General features: G+C 68.3%; 18 protein-coding genes. 7 read left to right on the top strand and 11 right to left on the bottom strand.

Annotation, left to right across the window (positions count from 1 at the left end):
* The first annotated feature begins 148 nt into the window (after positions 1–148).
* Both HS041_RS33140 and HS041_RS33145 read left to right on the top strand, forming a co-directional pair.
* Complete coding sequence (locus tag HS041_RS33140; RefSeq protein ID WP_196444788.1) at positions 149–1,000, top strand: polysaccharide deacetylase family protein; 852 nt, start codon at positions 149–151, stop codon at positions 998–1,000.
* A gap of 50 nt (positions 1,001–1,050) precedes the next feature.
* On the top strand, positions 1,051–1,779 hold the full coding sequence (locus HS041_RS33145) for a DUF427 domain-containing protein (protein WP_196444789.1): 729 nt from the start codon (positions 1,051–1,053) through the stop codon (positions 1,777–1,779).
* Positions 1,780–1,809: 30 nt separating this feature from the next.
* Here HS041_RS33145 and HS041_RS33150 read toward each other — a convergent pair whose 3' ends face one another.
* Both HS041_RS33150 and HS041_RS33155 read right to left on the bottom strand, forming a co-directional pair.
* Positions 1,810–2,784 (bottom strand): ketopantoate reductase family protein, encoded by a 975-nt coding sequence (locus tag HS041_RS33150; RefSeq protein WP_196444790.1) that lies wholly within the window; start codon positions 2,782–2,784, stop codon positions 1,810–1,812.
* 2 nt (positions 2,785–2,786) lie between these two features.
* The gene (locus HS041_RS33155; RefSeq protein WP_196444791.1) at positions 2,787–3,449 is read right to left on the bottom strand and encodes a TetR/AcrR family transcriptional regulator; all 663 of its coding nucleotides are present in this window, start codon (positions 3,447–3,449) and stop codon (positions 2,787–2,789) included.
* Positions 3,450–3,541: 92 nt separating this feature from the next.
* Between HS041_RS33155 and HS041_RS33160 the strand changes: the two genes are divergently transcribed.
* Positions 3,542–4,666, top strand: a complete 1,125-nt coding sequence (locus HS041_RS33160; RefSeq protein ID WP_196444792.1) for an FAD-dependent monooxygenase — start codon at positions 3,542–3,544, stop codon at positions 4,664–4,666.
* A 158-nt stretch (positions 4,667–4,824) separates the two neighbouring features.
* Here HS041_RS33160 and HS041_RS33165 read toward each other — a convergent pair whose 3' ends face one another.
* The gene (locus HS041_RS33165; RefSeq protein WP_196444793.1) at positions 4,825–5,109 is read right to left on the bottom strand and encodes a hypothetical protein; all 285 of its coding nucleotides are present in this window, start codon (positions 5,107–5,109) and stop codon (positions 4,825–4,827) included.
* Positions 5,110–5,337: 228 nt separating this feature from the next.
* On the opposite strand from HS041_RS33165, the gene HS041_RS33170 reads away from it, so the two are divergent.
* Genes HS041_RS33170 through HS041_RS33180 form a run of 3 tightly spaced genes read left to right on the top strand, consistent with a single transcriptional unit; the run spans position 5,338 to position 8,146 of the window.
* Positions 5,338–6,786: a helix-turn-helix domain-containing protein gene (locus HS041_RS33170; RefSeq protein ID WP_196444794.1), complete on the top strand. Its 1,449-nt coding sequence runs from the start codon at positions 5,338–5,340 to the stop codon at positions 6,784–6,786.
* Positions 6,783–7,688: a phosphotransferase enzyme family protein gene (locus HS041_RS33175; protein ID WP_196444795.1), complete on the top strand. Its 906-nt coding sequence runs from the start codon at positions 6,783–6,785 to the stop codon at positions 7,686–7,688. Before HS041_RS33170 ends, HS041_RS33175 begins: the two co-directional genes overlap by 4 nt.
* Positions 7,689–7,744: 56 nt before the next feature.
* Positions 7,745–8,146 (top strand): SRPBCC family protein, encoded by a 402-nt coding sequence (locus HS041_RS33180; RefSeq protein WP_307845564.1) that lies wholly within the window; start codon positions 7,745–7,747, stop codon positions 8,144–8,146.
* A gap of 108 nt (positions 8,147–8,254) precedes the next feature.
* Here the strand turns inward: HS041_RS33180 and HS041_RS33185 are convergent, their stop codons facing one another.
* The 3 genes from HS041_RS33185 to HS041_RS33190 form a co-directional block, all read right to left on the bottom strand.
* Positions 8,255–8,701, bottom strand: a complete 447-nt coding sequence (locus HS041_RS33185) for a MerR family transcriptional regulator (protein WP_196444797.1) — start codon at positions 8,699–8,701, stop codon at positions 8,255–8,257.
* Entirely contained in the window at positions 8,698–8,823 is a 126-nt protein-coding gene (locus tag HS041_RS39600; RefSeq protein WP_255530177.1) for a hypothetical protein, read from the bottom strand. The genes HS041_RS33185 and HS041_RS39600 overlap by 4 nt, the downstream gene beginning before the upstream one ends.
* A gap of 96 nt (positions 8,824–8,919) precedes the next feature.
* A complete protein-coding gene (locus HS041_RS33190) occupies positions 8,920–9,822 on the bottom strand; it encodes a LysR family transcriptional regulator (protein ID WP_196444798.1) in 903 nt (300 codons plus the stop codon).
* A gap of 124 nt (positions 9,823–9,946) precedes the next feature.
* On the opposite strand from HS041_RS33190, the gene HS041_RS33195 reads away from it, so the two are divergent.
* The gene (locus HS041_RS33195) at positions 9,947–10,453 is read left to right on the top strand and encodes a nuclear transport factor 2 family protein (RefSeq protein WP_196444799.1); all 507 of its coding nucleotides are present in this window, start codon (positions 9,947–9,949) and stop codon (positions 10,451–10,453) included.
* A gap of 277 nt (positions 10,454–10,730) precedes the next feature.
* Here HS041_RS33195 and HS041_RS33200 read toward each other — a convergent pair whose 3' ends face one another.
* From HS041_RS33200 to HS041_RS33220, 5 genes are all read right to left on the bottom strand, one after another.
* A complete protein-coding gene (locus HS041_RS33200) occupies positions 10,731–11,333 on the bottom strand; it encodes a 5'-nucleotidase C-terminal domain-containing protein (RefSeq protein ID WP_307845565.1) in 603 nt (200 codons plus the stop codon).
* A gap of 603 nt (positions 11,334–11,936) precedes the next feature.
* Complete coding sequence (locus HS041_RS33205; RefSeq protein WP_196444800.1) at positions 11,937–13,025, bottom strand: endonuclease NucS domain-containing protein; 1,089 nt, start codon at positions 13,023–13,025, stop codon at positions 11,937–11,939.
* A 23-nt stretch (positions 13,026–13,048) separates the two neighbouring features.
* Positions 13,049–14,554 carry a type I restriction-modification system subunit M gene (locus HS041_RS33210; RefSeq protein ID WP_196444801.1) on the bottom strand — a complete coding sequence of 502 codons (1,506 nt, stop codon included), beginning with the start codon at positions 14,552–14,554 and terminating at the stop codon, positions 13,049–13,051.
* Positions 14,551–16,137 (bottom strand): restriction endonuclease subunit S, encoded by a 1,587-nt coding sequence (locus HS041_RS33215; RefSeq protein ID WP_196444802.1) that lies wholly within the window; start codon positions 16,135–16,137, stop codon positions 14,551–14,553. Before HS041_RS33215 ends, HS041_RS33210 begins: the two co-directional genes overlap by 4 nt.
* Positions 16,134–19,595: a type I restriction endonuclease subunit R gene (locus HS041_RS33220; protein ID WP_196444803.1), complete on the bottom strand. Its 3,462-nt coding sequence runs from the start codon at positions 19,593–19,595 to the stop codon at positions 16,134–16,136. Before HS041_RS33220 ends, HS041_RS33215 begins: the two co-directional genes overlap by 4 nt.
* Positions 19,596–19,666 lie beyond the last annotated feature (71 nt).

Genomic DNA, 19,666 nt, shown 5'->3' on the forward strand with positions numbered 1-19,666 from the left:
GTCTTCCGCTCTGATCCGCCGCCGTCCGGCGGAAGCCTCCGGATTGTGCACTGCGGAAAAGAAGCGCGGAGGCCTGTCCTTCCGATCATCCAGATAGTAAAGAAGCTTTTCAATTAGGTGCCTCCACCCCCCATCGAAAGGCTCCGCCATGCGGCTCCACGCCCTGAGTTTGATCACGGCTCTGACGGCTCTGGTGGCCTCGGGTGGCCCCGCCCACGCGGACGGGCCCACCGGTGAGATCGTCCACCGCACCCAGAACGCCGGTCAGGTGGTCGCCCTGACCTTCGACGACGGGCCCTCGCCCACCTGGACCCCCGAGTTCCTGGAACTGCTCCGCCGGGAGCAGGTCCGCGCCACCTTCTGCCTGCTGGGCAGCCAGGCCCGAGCGCACCCCGAGCTGGTGCGCCGAATCGTCGCCGACGGGCACGCGGTGTGCAACCACACCTTGAAGCACGACTACATCGCCGGCTGGACGCCGCAGGAGATCCACACCGAGCTGACCGCCACCAACGAGGCGATCCGCACGGCGGCCGGCGATCCGGGCCTGCCCATCAGGTACTTCCGGGCGCCGTACGCGGGATGGGGCGCCTCCCCGCAGGTCGCCGCCTCGCTCGGCATGACGGCCCTGGCCTGGACGACGGACCCGCAGGACTGGGACGGCTCGCCGGCGGACGTGCTCGCCCAGCGCCTGGACGCGCGGCGCCGTCCCACGGCCGTGGTGCTCTCCCACGACGGCGGCGGCGACCGCTCGGCCACCCTGGCCGCCTACCGGCAGGTCCTTCCCCGGTGGCGGCAGGACGGCTGGGGCTTCGACCGGCCGGCGGTGACCGGCGGGCCGTACCCGGTGGTGTGCACGGCGCCGGCCTGGCGAGTCCACGACGTCTACGGCGGAGGCGACCGGGTCTCACGGGACGGGCGGGTGTACCAGGCCCGCTGGTGGACGAAGCTGGAGGACCCGCTCGCCGCGCCGTGGGTCTGGGCGGACCTGGGCGCCTGCTGACGCGGCGGGGCCGGCGGAACAGGACGGGCGCGCGCCGGGTTGGCACGGCCATGGAGCCGATCACACGCGGGCGCGTCCGGATCGAGCCGTCGGCCAAGAGGGTGCGGGCCTTCCTGGGCGGCAGGGTGGTGGCCGACACCGTCCGGCCGCTGCTGGTCTGGGAGATCCCCTACTACCCGGCCTACTACATCCCCCGCGAGGACCTCGCCGCCGAGCTCAGACCCAGCGGCAGGACCCAGAGGTCGCCCAGCCGCGGCGACGGGGTCCTCTACGACATCGAAGGCGTGGCCGACGCCGCGCTGGCCTACCCCGACTCCCCGATCGAGGAACTGCGCGACCACGTGCGCCTGGAGTGGGAGGCCATGGACGCCTGGTTCGAGGAGGACGAGGAGGTCTACGTCCACCCCCGCGACCCGTACAGCCGGGTGGACATCCTGCCCTCCTCCCGCCACATCAGGGTCGAGGTCGACGGGGTGACCGTCGCCGACTCGCGCGGCGCCCGGATCCTGTTCGAGACCGGCCTGCCGCCGCGCTACTACCTGCCCAAGACCGACGTCCGCCTGGACCTGCTGACCCCCACCGAAACGGTGAGCCGCTGCCCGTACAAGGGACAGGCGGAGTACTGGTCGGTCAACGGGCGCGCGGACCTGGCCTGGTCCTACCGGACGCCGCTGGAGGAGAGCCAGCGGATCGCCGGGCTGATCTCCTTCTACAACGAGAAGGTCGACATCTACGTGGACGGCGTCCTCCAGGACCGTCCGAGGACGCCGTTCTCCTGACCGGCGGGAAGGGCCGGGCGCGGGGGAGGGTCAGCCCGCCGGGGTCCGGCGGGACTCGGCCTCGATGAGGGCGGCCAGCTCGTCCGGGGACATGGACCCGGGGGAGAGGCGCTCACGGGCGAGGCGGCCGGTCTCACGGCGCAGGACCTCGTTGGCCGGGGTCGGGACGCCGAGCTCGCGGCCGAGCAGGACGATCTCGCCGTTGAGGTAGTCGGTCTCGATCGAGCCCCTGGACCTGGCCAGGCTCTGCCAGGACGAGCCGCCGCCCCGCTCGACCCCGTCGACCGGCAGGGCCTCGACCTCCTCGCCGCGCCGGGCCCGCTCCTCCTCGGGGGAGGCGTAGGCGATCCCGGCCGCGTCCAGTACGGCCCGGCCCTCGGCGCGGACCCGCTCCATGACGGGCTCGTGGCCGGGCCCCCGCCCGCAGAGCGCCTCGTAGGCGTTGCCCAGGTTGCCGAGCAGCTTGGCGTACTTCCAGCGCATCACGTCAGGCACGGCGACGCCGACGAACGAGCTCGCCGACAGGTCGCCGGCGATCCGCTCCGACAGCTCGTCGGCGCCGTGCGGGTAGCGGCCGAGCTGGAGCAGCCCCGACTTGGGGGCTCCGTAGGCCACCACGACACCGGCCTCCAGGTGCAGCGCGGGCAGCCAGACGCACATGCCGTAGACCCGCTCGAACCGCCGCAGCGCCATCCGCTCGTTGGCCACGCCGTTCTGCGCGCACACCACCGGGACGTGGCTCGGCCAGGGGTCCAGCGCGGCGACCGTGTCCTGCGACTTGACGGCCAGGACCAGCACGTCGCCGTCGCGGAGCGGCACCGGGTCGCGGGTCACGGGGATGCCGAGAGCCTGGGTGGAGTGAGGGGTGGTCAGGCGCAGGCCGTCGCGCCTGATCGCGTCGTGGTGCGGGCCGCGGGCGACGAGCAGCACGTCGTGCCCGGCCTGGAAGAGCCGTCCTCCGATGGTCCCGCCGACGGCCCCGGCCCCGACCACGATGTATCGCATGATCAGGATTCTGCCGCATCGCGCGGCCGGAGATCGTTCCGGGATCCCGCCAGGCCGTGCAGCAGGAGGTCGGTGAGGGTGTCGACGGCCTCCGCGCCGCTGACCCCCGGCCCCTTCTCCCCGGCGGTCAGCACCGCGTAGGCGAACATCGAGAGCATCGAGCCCATCGCCGCGCCGACCAGGGTGGGATCGCCGGGGAGGGGGTGGCCGCGCTCCCGCAGGTATTCGAGGTGGTCGCGCAGGACGGCCGTGTCTTCGGCGAGGCTCTCCCAGGCGCGGCCGGAGGCCGGGGGCTCGGCCATCGTCGACTGGAGGAGGGCGACCATCACCGGGAGGTGGTCGCGGAAGACGTTCCAGGCGACGGCGACGTGGTCGCGGAGCTGGGCGCGGTCGGTCAGGTCGTGGTCGCGGGGATGGGCGTGCCCCTGGCGGCGGTCGTGGTCGCCGATCTCCGCGTCGGCCTGGGCCTGCATGTCGCGCAGGAGCGTCTGGAGCAGCTCCTCCTTGCTCGCGAAGTGGTCGTAGAAGGAGCCGGTGGCCCGGCCGGCGGCGGCCGTGATGTCGGTGATCTTGGTGTTCAGATAGCCGCGCTCCGCGAAGAGGCGGCGGGCCGCCTCCTTCAGTGCGGCCTCGGTCTCCGCGGCCTTCGCCTTGCGCACGCCCATCGATCTTCCTTCCGCATCGCTTGACCCCGACGGTAGCAATCCTCAATACTGAATATCAGTTCGGTGAATCCATATTCATCAAGGGAGGCGCGATGCACGCCATGGTGGTCGGCGGAGGAGTGGCCGGAGCGGCGAGCGCGATCGCGCTGCGCAAGGCCGGGGTCGAGGTCACCGTCGTCGAGGCGTATGAGGAGCCGGGGGGAGAGGTCGGCTCGTTCCTGAGCCTGGCGGGCAACGGGCTGCGTGCGCTCGGCGCGCTGGGATGCGCGGAGGCGGTGGCCGGGCGGGGATTCGAGGTGCCGCGCCAGCGGATGTGGGGCAGCTCCGGCAAGCTGCTCGGCGACGTCCCCCGCGGGCGCCTGTCGGGCGACCCGCTGAACAGCGTGACGCTCATGCGCGGCCACCTGGTCGAGGAGCTGCGGGCCGCGGCGGTCCGCGCGGGCGCCGAGATCGTCACCGGCAGGCGCTTCGAGCCGGGGCCGGCCGGGGCGGACGTCGGCGGCGCCGACCTGGTGGTGGGGGCGGACGGGATCTGGTCGGTCACCAGGAGGACGCTGGACCGCGCGGCCCCCGAGCCGCGCTACGCCGGGATCTACACCGTCTCCGGTGTCTCGGAGCGGGTCCCCGGAGGCGTCGCGGCAGAGCCCGGCGTGTTCAACATGGTCTTCGCGCGCAACGGGGCCTTCATCTTCATCGCCGGTCCGGGCCGGGAGGTCTGGTGGTCGGCCCAGGTCTCCAGCCCGGATGAGCCCGCGGACACGAGCCTGGAGAGCCTGAAGGAGCTCTACCGTTCGGAGGGGTCGGCGTCGGCGGTCCTGGCGTCGGCGGTCCGGCTGCACCGCCCGACCCTCCACCACGTGCTGGCGGAGGTGCCGGTCTGGCAGGACGGCCGGACCGTGCTGGTCGGTGACGCCGCCCATCCGGTGGGCGCCGGTCAGGGCGCGTCCATGGCGGTCGAGGACGCCGTCGTCCTGGCGCGGGCGATACGTGAGGAGGGGGCCGTGGACGCGGCGCTGGCCCGTTACGAGCGCGAGCGCCGTGCCCGGGTGGCGCGGCTGGCCAGAGCGGCGAGCGCCAACCGCGACGCCAAGACGGCCGGTCCGGTCGGGCGCCGGATCAACGACCTGGTCATGCCGGTGTTCTTCCGGCACTTCTACGAGAAGGCCACCGGCTGGCTTTATTCTGACGATCTCTCCGGGGCGCTGGGGCCGCGGTGAGGGTCAGAAGGGGAGGATCCGGCCCGAGGGGGTCCGGAGGTCGAGCGACACCGGCTTACGTGGCGGTCGCGGACGTTGGACGATCTGGACTCTCTTCACAGTGCCGCTCCTTTCTGCTCTTGATCACCTGTGTTACCCATGCGGCGCTCAAGAAACACCTATCGACGTATCACGTGTAGGACGCTGACCACCCGCTCCGCCACCGTGGCGACGTCGTCGGCGTGCCCGAGGCGCCCGGCCCAGGAGAGCCAGAACCACCATTCACCGTTCTCCTCGTGGGCGGCGAGGACGTCCTCGGTCCTCGCCGGAGCCATGGGGTTGATCACGTGGAGGTGCGGGAACGGCTCCGCCGGCGTCTCCAGGCGCACCCGGAAGGAGTGCGCCTCGAGCTGGGCCGCGAGGCGCCGCAGATGGTCGACTGCCTCATGGCGGTCAGCGGTCATCCGGATCACTCCTGACGGGCGCCGGCGAATCTCTTCATGGAACGTGATATCCCGTGACGGGCCGGACAATCGATCTTGAATTCGCGAAGGCGCCGAAATACGCGGAACAACGAAGAAACTCACCGGTATTCCGTGCGGAAACCGCGAACAAAGGGAATGTCATGCACAGGCATGCTTACGCTGCGGTGTGTCCTGGTTAATCTTGCGTTAACACAACGGGAGGGCTCCGTGGCCCGAGGCGAGCATTCACCCGCCTGCGCCAGGCGCTGGCGGGAGCAGGCGGAGGCGCAGCGGTGGACTCTCTGGCAGACCGCGCAGGCCGTGCACGGCTGCTGCGGGGTGAGCCTGCTCAAGGCGCACCGGCTGGCCAGGGGGTGGTCGGCCCGGCAGGTGGTCCAGGAGCTGGAGGACCTCTGCGAGCGTGAGGGCCTCGGCGAGGCGCGGATCGGCATCGACCTGCTCAACGCCTGGGAGAACCACCGGGCCCGGCCCCGGCCGCAGACCATCGAGTTGCTGGCGCGGCTCTACCGGGCCAACGCCGTACGGCTCGGCCTGGCCGGCGACTACTGCGAGGACGGCGACAGGACCGAGGTCGTGGTCGTCTCCGGCGGCGAGGGCCGCGCACCGTACCGGGTGCGGGAACCGGCGCCGCAGCGGCCGGCGGACGACGTCGAGCGGCGCGCGCTCTTCCACCACGCGCTGCTCGGCTCGCGCGTCCCGATGAGCGGGCGGCTGCTGGCCGAGGTCGAGCGGACCCGCCAGGACCTGGACCGCACGCTCGCCGCCGGCGGCGTGACCGAGGAGCAGCTCGACCTCCTCGACGAGCAGGTGCTGCGCTACCGGCGCGAATACATCACCAGCGCGCCGCTGCCGATGCTCTACCGGCTGATGCTGGAGCTGTCGGAGGTGCGCACGCTGGCCGCCGCCCGGCAGCCCGCGATGGTCCAGCGCCGACTGCTCAACGCCACCGTGATGCTCGCGCTGCTCTCGGCCGACGCGCTGATGAAACTCGGCGACACCCGCCAGGCACACGCCTGGTACGGCACCGCGCGCACCGCCTCCGACGACATGGGCGACCTGCGGCTGCGCGCCCTGGTCCGGGCGCAGCAGGCCATGCTGCCCTACTACTACGGAGATCTCGCCGAGACCGTACGGCTGGCGCGCGAGGCCAGGATGCTGGCCGGCAACGCCCCCAGCTCCCCGGCGGCGCTCGGCGCGGCGGCGGAGGCGCGGGCGCTGGCCCGGATGGGCGAGCACAAGGCCGCCCGCGTCGCGCTGGCCGAGGCCGAGCAGATCTTCGCCAGGATGCCCCCGGAGGGCCGTGACCACCTGGCGTTCCGCTTCTCCGAGCGGCGGCTGCAGTTCTACCGGATCGGCACGCTGATCGAGCTGGGCGAGGAGGTCGACTGGACGCCCGCCCCCTCCGGTCCCTACACCATCGACCCGGTCCTCATCCGGCTCGACCAGGCCGTCCACCTGGTCCGCGACGGCAAGGCGGAGGAGGGCTGCCGGCTGGCGGAGAAGGCGCTGCTCCAGGCACCGCCGGAGCACCGCACCTCGATCGTGGTCGACCGGGCCCGGGCACTGCTGGCGGAGGTCCCGGAAGGGCTCCGCCAGACGCCTGCCGCGCGCCACCTGGCGAGCCTGCTGGCCGGCGCCGTCCCGGTCGGGTCATGAGCCCACTCGCCGGGCAGGCGTTCGCCGCCCTCCGGGAGGTCTGCGAAGAGCTGGGGATCGACCACCGGGACGCGGAGCTGCTACGCGTGCGGAGCAACGCGGTCTTCAAGCTGCGCAGCGAGATCGTGGTCAGGATCGCCACCGCGCCCAGCGCGCCGGCCCGGTTGCCGGCGGTGCTGGCGGTGGCCCGCTGGCTGGCCGAGCAGGGATTTCCCGCCGTGCGCCCGGCCGACGAGATCTCCGACCAGCCGGTGGTGCACGACGGGCGGGTCGTCACGTTCTGGCACTACGTCCCGGCCAGCGGCCGGCCCACCACGACCGAGCTGGGCGAGATCCTGCGCAGCCTGCACCGCCTGCCGGTACCGCCGGTCGCGCTGAAGAGGTTCGCCGACCCGCTGGCCGAGGTACGCCGGGCGGCGGACCGCTCGGCGGTGCTCACCCCCTGCCAGCGCGCCTGGCTGGGCGACCGCATCGCCGAGCTGACCGAGCGCTGGGCGGGCCTGGAGGTGGACGGCTCGGAGGTGCTGCTGCACGGCGACGCCTGGATCGACAACCTGCTGCGCCGTACCGACGGGCACGTGGTGCTCTGCGACTGGGACGGGGTGGCCGTCGGCCCCCGCGAGTGGGACCTGGTCCACACCTACCATGGGGAGCGACGCTTCGGCCTGACCCCCGCCGACGTGGACGCCTTCGCCGACGCCTACGGCAGTGACCTGCGCTCCTGGGAGGGCTACTCCACGCTGATGGAGGTGCGCGACATGTACGCCGTGGGCATCCACATCCGCAACGCCGCCGACGACCCCTTCTCCCGCCGGGAGCTGCCCCGCCGCCTCGATTCCCTCAGACGAGGTGAGGAACATGCCCGGTGGTATCTGGCGGAACCGGTTAGTGTCTCCCCATAAAGATCTTCATATGGGGGCCGAACATGCCAAAGGTTACGTTGCGACATACCTTCCACGTGCGGAACAGCCCGGCCGCGCTCCGCGCGCACCTGAGCCAGCCGCAGAGCTACGTGGGGCTCTCGCCGCTGGTCGTCGCGGTCCGCGACGTCGAGACGGGGGAGAGGGAGACCCGCTACGTCTCGGTCGAGCGGTTCAGGTTCCTGGGCGTCGTGAAGTACGACAACCTGATCAGGGTGACGCTGCGGAGCACGCCGGAGGCGGTCGAGGGTGAGGTGGCCAGCCCCGGCGGGGTGCGGCTGGACTACCGGTTCCGGCTGACGGACAAGGACGGCGGGACCGAGGTCGAGGACGTCCTCGTGGTGCGGGCCTGGGCCCGGCCGCTGCTGAACTTCGCGGCGAAAAAGGCCCGCGAGGTCCAGCTCGCCCGCGCCGAGGTGCTCACCTCCCGCCTGGGCTGATTCCCCGCGGCCGTCCGCGTCCCGCTGCTGCATTCGTGACCTTGTGCCCGGAGGGTCTTTCCGCGAGCAGGGCGCGGACAGCCGGGCCGGCACCGGCGCGGCCGGGGATCAGCCGGCGCCGGCGTGCCGTACTCCCTCCGTCAGCTCGGCGAACGGGAGCGGGCAGCACGGGCTCGCCGCGCACGCCACCAGATCGTCACATCCGGCGTCCACCGCCTGGAGCAGGGTCTGCCGGATCGCCCGGAGGTCTTCGATCTTCTGTTCCACCTCGGCCAGCTTGGCCGCGGTCCGCGCCCGCAACCCGCTGTCCGGCCTGCCGTGGCGGTGCCCGCCCGCCTCGATCAGGTCGGCCACCTCGTCCAGGGTGAATCCCAGGCGTTGCGCCGCTTTGATCACCCGGAGGGCGGTCACCGTCTCCGGCGGGTACAGCCGGTGCCCGCCGTTGCTGCGCAACGGCTCCTCCAGCAGGCCCCGCCGGTGGTAGTAGCGCAACGTCTGGGCGTTGACGCCCGCCGCCTCGGCGACCTCTCCGGTGCGCAGCCACCTCTCCGTCATGACGCCGCCTCCCGGGCCGCCTCGATCGCCCGGACCGCCGGCCCGCCCGGCAGCCGCACCCGCGCCGCAGGAACCCCGACGGCCGGGGCCGGCCCCGCGTCGTGCGGAGTGAAGGTGAACATGAACCCTCCCCGTTCCAGGACCGCCGTACCCGATGCGCGCGGCCCCTGCCCTTCGACGGTAAACCCGTACCTGGGTACAGGATGCAAGCCCACGTGTCAGCGGTGGCTGTTCACCAGGTCCCAGGCGGCCTGGCTGAAGGCGTGGACGTGGGGCGTGGCTCCGTCGGCGCGCCACATCAGGCCCCATTCCACGGGCGGTGCGTCGTCGAAGGGGACGTAGGCGACATCGGGGCGGGCGTAGTAGCGCCTGGCCTGGGCGCCTACAGGGAAGACGCCCTGCCCGGCGCCCACGAGCGTGAGCGCCTCCTGGAAGGTCGCGGCCGGAGGGCCGGGCTCGATCGGCCGTCCGGCGGGCGCGTACCGGGGCATCCTGCCCGGGCGCCGGTCTTCGGGCGGCGCGAGCGTGCCGGACGGCTGCAGCAGCGTGGTGCGGGCCAGGTCTTCGACGGAGACCGACGTCCGGCGTGCGAGGGGATGACCGGACGGCACGGCCAGCATCCGCGCCTCCCGTACCAGCACCGGCCCGGTGACGATGCCGGGATCGTCCACGGGGAAGTCGGCCAGGACCAGGTCCACCTCGCCGTCGTTCAGCCACGGCAGAATCTGCCCGATCTGCGCCTCCCGGATCCGGACGTCGCAGTCGGGCCGGCGTGCCCGGAAGATCTCCGTGACGCCGACCAGCAGCTGGCCCGCCGCCGCACCGACGAAGGCGACCCGCAGCGTGCCGGTGACGCCCCGGGCGGCGTCGATCGCCTGCTCCAGCGCGGCGCCGATCCGGGCCCATGCGGGCTGGATCTGCTCATATAGCTGCCGCCCCACCGCGGTCAGCTCCACCCGGCGGCTGGTCCGGTCGAACAGGGGTGTGCCGACGCGCCGTTCCAGTCTCTTGATCGTCTGACTGATCCGGGCCGTGGACACGTGCAGGCGTTCGGCGGTGCGGCCGAAGTGCAGTTCCTCGGCGAGGGTCAGGAACGCCTCCAGCTCATACCGTTCCAGCACGCCCGTCCTCCATCGTTAAGCGAGGCTTCACGATCCTTGCACAGGTCCTCATTGATCGCAGACCCGGGCTCGGGCGAAGGTCGGAGAGCCTGAGAACGCACCTCGACCTCCATAGGAGCGAGTCATGTACATCACCCGCCAGTACGCCGTGTCCGCGCCGGCCGCCGACGCCGCAGCGCTCGCCGGAGAGCTGCGGGACCGCGCGGAGATCGCCGACGCGCTGTACCGCTTCGGCCTCGGCCAGGATCTGAAGGACGGGGACCTGCTCGCCTCGTCCTTCGCCGTGGACGCCGAGCTGGACTTCCGCCCGGCGGCCGCGAGATGGGGTGCCGAGCCTCCGCTGATGTCCGGCCGGGACACGATCGTCACCACCATCCTGGGCATGTTCGCCGGCCGGGTGGACACCACCCACCAGGTCACCAACCTCCGCATCGCCGTCGACGGCGACACCGCCCGCCTCACCGCGCTGGTGGAGGCCCAGCACCTGCTCACCTCCGACCACGGCACCCACGCCCTGCTGAAGAACCCCTACGACGTCGACCTGGTCCGCGACGGTGACCGCTGGGTCATGCGCGGCATCCGCATCGACAACGCCTGGTACACCGGCGATCCCGTCGCGATCTTCGGATGATCCGGGGAGGTCGCGGCCCGCACCGCTCACGCGCGCCGACCGTCGCGTGGGGCGCAGACGATCGGAGTTCCTCGACGGAACCAGGACATCGGGCAGATCCCGGACGTCGCCGTTCAGGCCCGGAAGGCTTGCTGTACGGGGTGCGGCCCTCTTTCCTCACCCGTCAAGCGGATGGGGCGACCGGTTTTCCGGTCGCCCCATCCGCTTTCAGGGGACGTGCCTGTTCCTGACCTCCGGGGGAGAGCCGTCTCTCGGCGTCAGGGGAACGACGCGCCCGTCAGAAGACGGGGACGCCGTCGCGAGTGAGCTTCCAGTCGGCCTCGGCGAAGGTGGCCGGGTCGATGGTGCCGGTCGCGGTGGCGTAGTCGATCAGCGCCTGGCGGATCTCCACCTGGGCGTTGTAGAGGACCGGGGCGGTGGTGACGTGCGGGAAGCCACCGCCGCCGGACTGGCGGTAGTTGTTGATGGCGACCGCGAACTGCTGGTCGGCGGCGACCGGCTGTCCCCGGTAGGACAGGCCTGTGATGCGCTGGCCGACCGGCTTGGCGACGTCGATGTCGTAGGTGACGCCGGCGAGCTGGTCGTAGTTGTAGTCGGGGGTGCCGCCGGCGTTGGTCAGGGTGGCGATGTCGACCGGGGCGCCGGGGGCGAGCTGGTTGAAGTACTTGGCGGAGTACTCCAGGTACTCCTTGAGCTGGGCGCCGGTGAGCTTGACGGCCATCAGGGTGTTGTCGTAGATGTACAGGCCCGCCATGTCGCGCACGCTGACCGGTCCGGCCGGGAAGGTCGCGGTCCGGCTGAAGGGCGCGGAGACCGACAGCACCGGCAGGGCGGCGTCGGCTGTGCCTCCCAGGGCCTTCTTCACCGTCTCGGTCTGCACCTTCTGGATCTAGAACATTCGATCAGGCAAGGTTCCTGACGGACCTGCTTCCTGATAGCTCCGACGCACCCCGATGCTCAACAGTCGAGCAGAGGGGTTTTTACATGCCCAAACACGGCTCAACGCTTCAGCCTCCCCAGCTACAAGTAGGGAACGCCAAGACATGATCGGCGACAAGTATCACTACAGGGTTAAAGGCGGTCCGCTCCGCGGCCCGCCGCGCGTTGGGCGGTCGCCGGCCGCGCTGCGGCTCTTCGGCCGGTCGCGGCCACGCCACCCACGCGCCAGGTCCATCGAGCGAACGTCTTGAGCCGGAGAAGTCTTCCGGTAGTTACAGCGATCCATCCGTAAGGCTGCCGCACCGATTCCGTTCCTCGGGCCTGGCGGCCCTGCGGTACGGATCGGCTTGCCACCGGATAACAGGACTCCCTCTGCACAGGGCTGGACGGTGGACTCGGTCCAGCCATCCCCACAGCGACGAGCCCACCCTTCATGTCTCCTACATTGCCATTGTACCTACGTCATGCAAAGATCCGCGATGCGGGTGATTTGATCCCTACAGCAAGAGCATGCGGCTAATTTCTTACTCGACCACTTCCGCACCTATTCATCCAAGTTGAAGTTTTCCAGAAGCCGCTCTAATGTAAATTTGTTGCGTAGTTTGCAGGCGCTATTCTGGTTGGCAAACATCCCGCGTGCCCAGATGGCCTGCTCACGCGGAACACTCTGAATCCATGTAACGGGCACAATGTACTCCAGCAGGGCTTCGTCCTGATCGTCGCCCTCGTGCCGATAGCTCGCTTTCAGATCAAGTTCTGTGAACCGCCGAGTTTCCCCGTTGATCTCCAGCATCGCTTCCTTTGCAGAGCGTGCCTCGCCAATCACTGTGCCAACGCCGACGTAGCCGGTCTTGGGGATGCAAGCGAAGATGCGCGCCCCGATGGGCAGATTGACGAGCGTCCGGGAGAACCAGGAACCGCCTCCAGCGGATACGAACCCGTATCTGCGAGCGTCGTCCCAGCTGCGAGCCCCACCCTCCTCGCCCAGGGCTACGTACCAGTCCTGACCATTCCATGTCTCCTTGGTGCTGCTCCGCTGCTTGACGGAGATCGCGCGCGACGGCTTGCTCTCATCGATCAGCCAGGTGCGAGCTAGATATCGACGACCATCATCTTCAAAGTATCGAAAAAACACGACATTGACTGGAACTGCGAACGAGCTGAGATAACTTACGATTCGCTCCGTAGCAGGATCGACGTCATAAGCCACGATCGTTAACCGGTGATCGGCGTTAAGTTCGTCTGGCGGGTTGATTCCAAACACATTGAAGAACGTCGTCTCGAAGGGGAGCTCTTGACGCGATGCAGCATAGATGGTCAGGACGTCGTCGTGGCTCAGGTTCTTGACCCATGAGGCGTAGTCAAGGATCTGAGCCACGACTTCCCGCGGGGTACGGCCACGCTTCAGCTCTAGGACGTGAAGCGTGCCCTCGGCATCGATCCCGAGCAGGTCGATGAGTCCGCCGAAGTCCGTGGGCACCTGCCGACCGATGATCATCACCGGCTCGCCGAGGATCGTGGGGTCCTGGGCGATCAGCATTTCCAGCTGTGATTCCAATGGAATCGCACCGGAGGTGACACGAACGGGTTCGCCGCTCTCACCTATCCGCCAGAGTCCCACTTCGTACGCCATGCGAATCCCTTCGTCCGGGAGACTTACGAACCGGCAGACCTTGCTCGCGCCTGCTGCAGGGCCTCGGCGATCGCGGCGAACTCGCTGAGCGCGGCCTCCAGATCCTCCACGATCTCCTGCGCGATCACCTCAGGAGGCAGCAGTGAGTCGGCGTCCTCCAGTGCGGGGTCCTTCAGCCAGGTGATGTCGAGGTTGACCTTGTCCCGGGCCATCAGCTCGTCGTAGCCGAACGGCCGGAACCGCTCTGTCTCGATCCGGTTCGCACGCGGCTCCCCCGGCCGGTAGCACTTGACGAAGTCGTCCAGGTGCTCGCGGCGGAGCGGGTTCTGCTTGAGCGTGAAGTGCTGGCCGACGCGGAAGTCATAGACCCACAGTGTCTCCGTCCACGCCTGGCCGGGCCGGGCCTCCTTCTTATCGAAGAACAGCACGTTGGCTTTGACCCCGCCGGCGTAGAAGATGCCGGTCGGCAGCCGCAGCAGCGTGTGCACGTCGAACTGCTTGAGTAGGCGCTTGCGTACGGTCTCGCCCGCCCCGCCCTCGAACAGGACATTGTCGGGGACGACCACTGCGGCCCGGCCGGGAATCGCGAGCATCGAGGCGATGTGCTGGACAAAGTTGAGCTGCTTGTTGGTGGTGGTGGTCCAAAAGTCCTGCCGGTTGTAGGAGATCGCCTCCCTGTCCGCCCTACCGTCCTCGCCGATGACGGTGATCGAGGACTTCTTGCCGAACGGCGGATTGGCCAGCACCACGCTCGGATGCCGGGCGGGCGGCTCGGCCAGGGCGTCGCGGACCTCGATCAGGGAGGCGCCGTTCGGCCTGCCGATCCCGTGCACGATCATGTTCATCGCCGCGAGCCTGGCTGTGCCGTCCACCAGTTCGGTCCCGCTGATCGCACCGGAGGCGAGCCGGTCGCGCTGCTCGGGCGTGAGCGAGGAGCCGTGGTGCCCGACGATGTAGTCGTGTGCGGCCAGCAGGAAGCCGCCGGTGCCGCAGGCCGGGTCGGCAACCGTGTCGTCCGGCCCCGGCTGGACACAGTCGACCATCGCCGCGATCAGCGCACGCGGCGTGAAGTACTGGCCCGCACCGGTCTTGACGTCCTCGGCGCCCTTGGCGAGCAGCTCCTCGTAAGCGTCGCCCTTGACGTCGGCCCCCTGGCTTGACCAGTTCTCCTTACCGATCAGGTCGACGATGAGCCGCTTCAGCTTCGCCGGATCCTGGATTCGGTTCTGTGCCTTACGGAAGATCGTCCCAAGCGTGCCCGGCTGCTTGGCGAGGTGTTCCAGCGTCTTGCGGTAGTCCTTCTCCAGGTCCTGGGCCTCGGCGTCGAGCAACGCCTGCCACCTGGCCGCCACCCCGGCGAGCGCGGTGTCCGGGTTGAGCTTCCGGTTGGCCCGCTCGTGCGCCATCTTCAGGAAGAGCAGATAGGTGAGCTGCTCGATGTAGTCGATCGTGGAGACACCGTCGTCACGGAGGACGTCGCAGTAGTTCCACAGCTTCGCGACCAGCCGTCGCGTGTCCACCGCGCTCACAGCAGCGTCTCCTGTACGGGGGTGCCCTTCAGGGGTGAAGGGGCAGGGATATTGACGATCGGACTCGTGCCGTCTTCCGGTCGCGTATGGCCCTCGCTTATGGGCTCGGCCGCCTTCAGCCCGGTACGGCGGGTGCGACGTTTGGGAGCCGGTACGGCCGCATGCTCCGACTTGATCTTCTCCAGCAAAACTGATGCGGGCTCATCCATCGGATCCTGCGGAACTAACCGCCCAGAAAATGCCTCACGGAAGATGGATTGACGCATATGTCTTCCCCGGCTAACAGCACTAATAATTGCGGCGTCTACGCGATCAGCTTGATCCATGTGTACATTCGCCCACTCGACCAATTCGTCCTGGATTTCAGGCGGAGGAATAGGAACATCAAGTTGGCGGATTTCAGCCAGCCCCAGCCGAGGACGACCGACGCCATGAATGCGATCAGCCGTACGCCGCCTGGAAGTCGGGGAGCGAAGTACGAGGTTTAAATAATCCGCGCGCACTTCGGGATGAAGCCTTACACGAATGCAGTCAGCCTTCACGATGGCTAATTCTTTAAGCTCTGGCATCACACAACAGCGCGGGAGCTCGGCACCCAGCGAAGCGACCAGAAGATCCCCCGAAATCACTTCGTGTTTACGAAGATCCGCGAAGTGCTCGGGAGAGATGTGAGCCCGCTCGTCAATGAATTCGCCATCTCCGATGTTTTGCAGGCGGACCACCCTAGGCCCCTCGCCAGTGTAATGGCTCGACTTAAGATTAGATCCGAATGGACCATCCGTGATAGCGCCAGCTTCAGGAGCCTGGAGATCATTAAGCTTTCCCCAGATCCACCCATCAGGAAGCGCAGGCAATTCCGAGGAATTTTCCCTGTTCCCCTCTGAGGACCTAGACCTCACTCTAACTGCCCGATCGAGTCCGACGCGCAAGCGAGACAAGAAGGCTTCCCCGCTCTCAGACCACGCTGAAGAAGTCGAAACTTGTCCGCTAGACAACCGCTCCCGAATCATTGAACGGAATAATTCAACTTTTTCCCTTCCCTTCTGAAGTGAGATTATGGCCACATCAAGACGGGAGAGATGGTCTTCGAGAGCAGCAACGATGCGTCGCTGTTCCGCCAATGGCGGCAGTGGAACTGGAACCCTGCGGAGTTGCTCCTGCGGAAGGTGCTTGATCGTGCTCCCGGTAGCGAACGTCAGCAACCTGCCTTCTCGGCTCAGGTGCTCGAACAAGTAGCGGATGTACCGCGAGTCGATCCCGCCATATGGGCGCACCCGGTGGAGGGCCTTCTGGAATGCCATATATCTGCCTTCGTGGTTCCAGATGGCGCATCGGCCGATCTCTCCGCCCTCACACATCAGCAGATCGCCGACCTCAAGCTTGAAAACGTCCTCCTGACCAGGAGGAATGTCCATGGTGAGGACGTCGTCCAAGTCGATACGGCCCCACTGCACGTTGACGTTCCGGAGGTACGGCCTGGGGTGCTCCCCGGTATCCTTTCTCCGGTCGAGCATCTTTCCCAACATGGTCTCAGCAATTTCACCGAGAGTGGTGCTTACCCAGCCGGAGGGCAGGTCGGTCATGCGGTGAGGTCTCGATTCAGATCATTGAGGATGGTCTCGGCAAGGTCGTCGCCGAAGGCGTGGAGGAAGCCGTCGGTGCCGCCGCGTTCGGTGAACGGTACTTGCTCCAGGTCATTGTGGTCGAACGCCGCACTGGTCGCGACCACATCGCGGATTCGCTCCAGCCACCAGATCTGGTCACCGGTGAAGCGGACCCCCGACTGCTCCTGACGGGCGAGCCAGTTGGTGAAGCGCTCCTCGATGACGCTCTGGTGCGGCCGGGGCTGCCCGTCGATCAGGCCGAGCTCGAAGCGGATGAGCTGGATCAGGTCAGCCACGCCGTGCCGTACTCCCTGACCGGCGGCGGCCTTGCCGACCTGCTCGTACGCCTCCCAGAGCCGGTCGGGGGTCCACTGGTACGGCGGGCGGGCCAGCTGCGAGGAGAGCTCCTTGAGCTGACGGTAGACCTCGCGCCCATCGGCCCCGTTCCGGTAGGCGATCTCAAGGGCGGTCAGCTCGTCGCGGTGCTCCCGTACATAGTCGGCCCAGGAGGTGACGATGCGCTCGGCGGTATCGCCCCGGTCCACGCCCCGCGCTTCGATCAGGTTGTCCTGGTTGACCTCGTCGTACACGATGTCGTGGGCGCGGCGGATGTCGAGCAGCCGCTGCCGGAACTCCGGGTCGGCCAGCGGCTCTACGGCCTGCTCGACCAGACGGCGTTCCCAGCCTCTGCCAGTCTGCCGGGCCGCCTCCAGTACGTCGGGATCATTGCACCGGGACAGGCTCCGCACCACATCGGTCAGCGGCCGCCCGGCGAGGCGTTCCAGCTCGGCTCGCTCCTCGGAAGTGATCTGCTTGTTGAGGCGGGCGAGGCGTGAGGCGAGTGTGGAGGTCTCCTCCAGTGACAGGCTGAGCGTGCCGGCCTTCTTCAGCAACCGATCCAGGCTGATCTGCTTCTCGGTGTGCTTCTCCAGCGGAGAGGCGTCCACGCGCTCGGAGTCGGTGACGCCGGCCGCATCGACCAGCACGAAACGGTCCTTTGCTGCGACGTCGGGGGTGACGGCGTGCAGTTCGTTCGGGTCGATGCTGCGGGCGCCACGTCCCTTCATCTGCTCGAACATCGCCCAGCTCTTCACCTCGTTGAGGAAGAAGACACACTCCAGGGGCTTGATGTCGGTCCCCGTGGCGATCATGTTGACGGTGACGGCGATCCGCAGCTCCGGGCTATTGCGGAAGGCCGCGATGAGCTTGTCCGGGTTCTTCGCCGTGTATGTGATCTTCTGGCAGAACTCGTTGCCCTGGTTGAAGATCTGACGGACCATGCCAACGATCTCCTCGGCGTGGTTCTCGTCCACAGCGAAGACAAGCGTCTTGGGCACGTACGTCCGCTCGGGCTGACCAGGCTGGCGCGGGAAGATCTCGGTGAACAGACGGTCGCGGAAAGTCTCCAGGACAAGCTTGAGCTGGCCCTTGCTCACGACCTTCCGGCCCAGCTGGCGTCCGGTGTAGGCGTAGTCGTCGTCCAGTTCCTCATACCGCTGTGCCCGGGTCTTGCGGTCGAGCTTGGGCACCACGATCCCCTCGGGGATGACCGCGCCGTTCTCCCCGATCTCGGTGCGGATCCGGTAGACGTTGAAGTCGACGTTGACGCCATCGGCCACCGCCTCGGTGTAGGTGTACTCGCTGACCAGGTTCTGGTGGAAGAACCCGAAGGTCTGCGCGACCGGGGTCGCGGTCAGGCCGACAAGGTAGGCGTCGAAGTACTCCAGGACCGCACGCCACTGGCCGTAGATGGAGCGGTGACACTCGTCCACGATGATGAGATCGAAGGTCTCCGGCGGGATCCTCGGGTTGTACTCGACCCCCACCACTTCGTCGATGTCGTAGGAGTCGAGCGACTCGTCCTCGGTGTCCGCGGACGGAACCTCCTTGCCCTTGAGCATGGCGTAGAGCCGCTGGACCGTGGAGATCACGACCTTGGACGAGTCGAGCATGTCGGCGCCGGCCAGCCGCTGCACATTGAACAGGTCGCTGAACTTGCGGCCGTCGTCGGGTGTGACGTAGTTGGTGAACTCGGTGAGCGCCTGCTTGCCCAGGTTGTTCCGGTCCACAAGGAACAGCACCCGGAACGCTCCAGCATGCTGGAGCAGCCGGTAGGAGGAGGTGACCGCGGTGTAGGTCTTGCCCGCCCCTGTCGCCATCTGAATGAGAGAGCGCGGCTCGTTCCGCTGCAGCGCTGCCTCCAGCCCCTTTACGGCGCGCACCTGTGCCGGACGCAATCCCTTCTCGGCCAGCTCCGGCAGGCCACAATGGAGCTTGGCACGGAGAGTCGGCGCCGCCTCGTCATCTTCTGCCGCACGCATCCACCGGGCCAGCGTCTCGGGCCGGTGGAAGGAGAAGACCTCGCGGGAACGGGGGTTGGGGTCGAGCGTGTTGGTGAAGTGGGTCTCGGTCGCGGTCGTCTCGTATCGGAACGGCAGCGGCATCCGCCAAGCCTGCATCTGCTGGGACGCAGTCAGCCTCTCGGCGTAGCGGGCCGACTGCTTCTCGACCGCGCGCAGCGCCGTACCCTCCCGCTTGGCCTCCACCACACCGACCAGCTTGCGATCGACATAGAGCAGGTAGTCCGCCGGGCCGCTGGCGGTATACGCCTCCCGGATTGCCACACCCTGGCCCGCGTATAGGTTCACCTTGTCGGCGTCCTGAACCAGCCAGCCGGACGCGACGAACATCCGGTCGACCTCCTCGCGGACCTCCTTCTCGGTGCGAGGCTGCCTGGCGACATGGACGGCCCGCGCGATGAGGTTGTCCCGCTCGACCGCGGACGGCTTCTTGATCTGCTGGAGGCTTCGGGCGAAGGCAGCCTCCATCTCGGCCAGGCGCGCGTCCATCTGCTCGACCAGGGTCTGCAGCCGGTCCCGATCTGCGGTCGCCTGCTCCAGAGCGCGCTGAGCCTCGGCACGCGCCCGTGCTTCAGCCTCCAGCAGAGTGGCCTTCTCGTCCCGTGTGACCAGTGCCTCCGCCAGCCGCTCACGATGCGCGGCCAGTTCGGCGCGGAGCTGGTCGAGCTGAGCCTGTTCAGCCGCGTTCGCCGCCTGAACCGTCTCCGGATCGGCCGGAGGGACGAATGCGAACGTGCGCCCGTCATCGGGGCGCAACGCCCGGTGGAACCAGACTCCCAGCTCAAAGCAGAGCTTGACACAGTTGAGTGCGGCGCGGACATCCCCGTAGTGGGTGTGGACGGCCCGGTTTCCAGAGCTCCGCACCTGGTCAAAGGCCTGACGGATTTGCGGGACCAGCACCCCGGCCCTATTCAGAGCATGGATGCGCCCGTTCTGGTCGTCCTGCTGAACCGTGGTGTTGGTGAGCCGGACCAGCAGCTTGGCGAGGATCTCCGTGAAACGCCGGGCCTTGTACATCGCGGCGTCAGGATCGGTATGGACGTGCGACTCGGCGGACACGCCGTCCAGAACGAGCATCGGTTCGTGAATCAGCAGAAATCCGAAGTTCGGCGATCGCTGCGCCAACTCTTCGATGTGGCTGCTCATCC

This window comes from Planomonospora sp. ID67723, from assembly GCF_015711605.1.
In the GTDB taxonomy this organism is placed as follows: Bacteria; Actinomycetota; Actinomycetes; order Streptosporangiales; family Streptosporangiaceae; genus Planomonospora_A.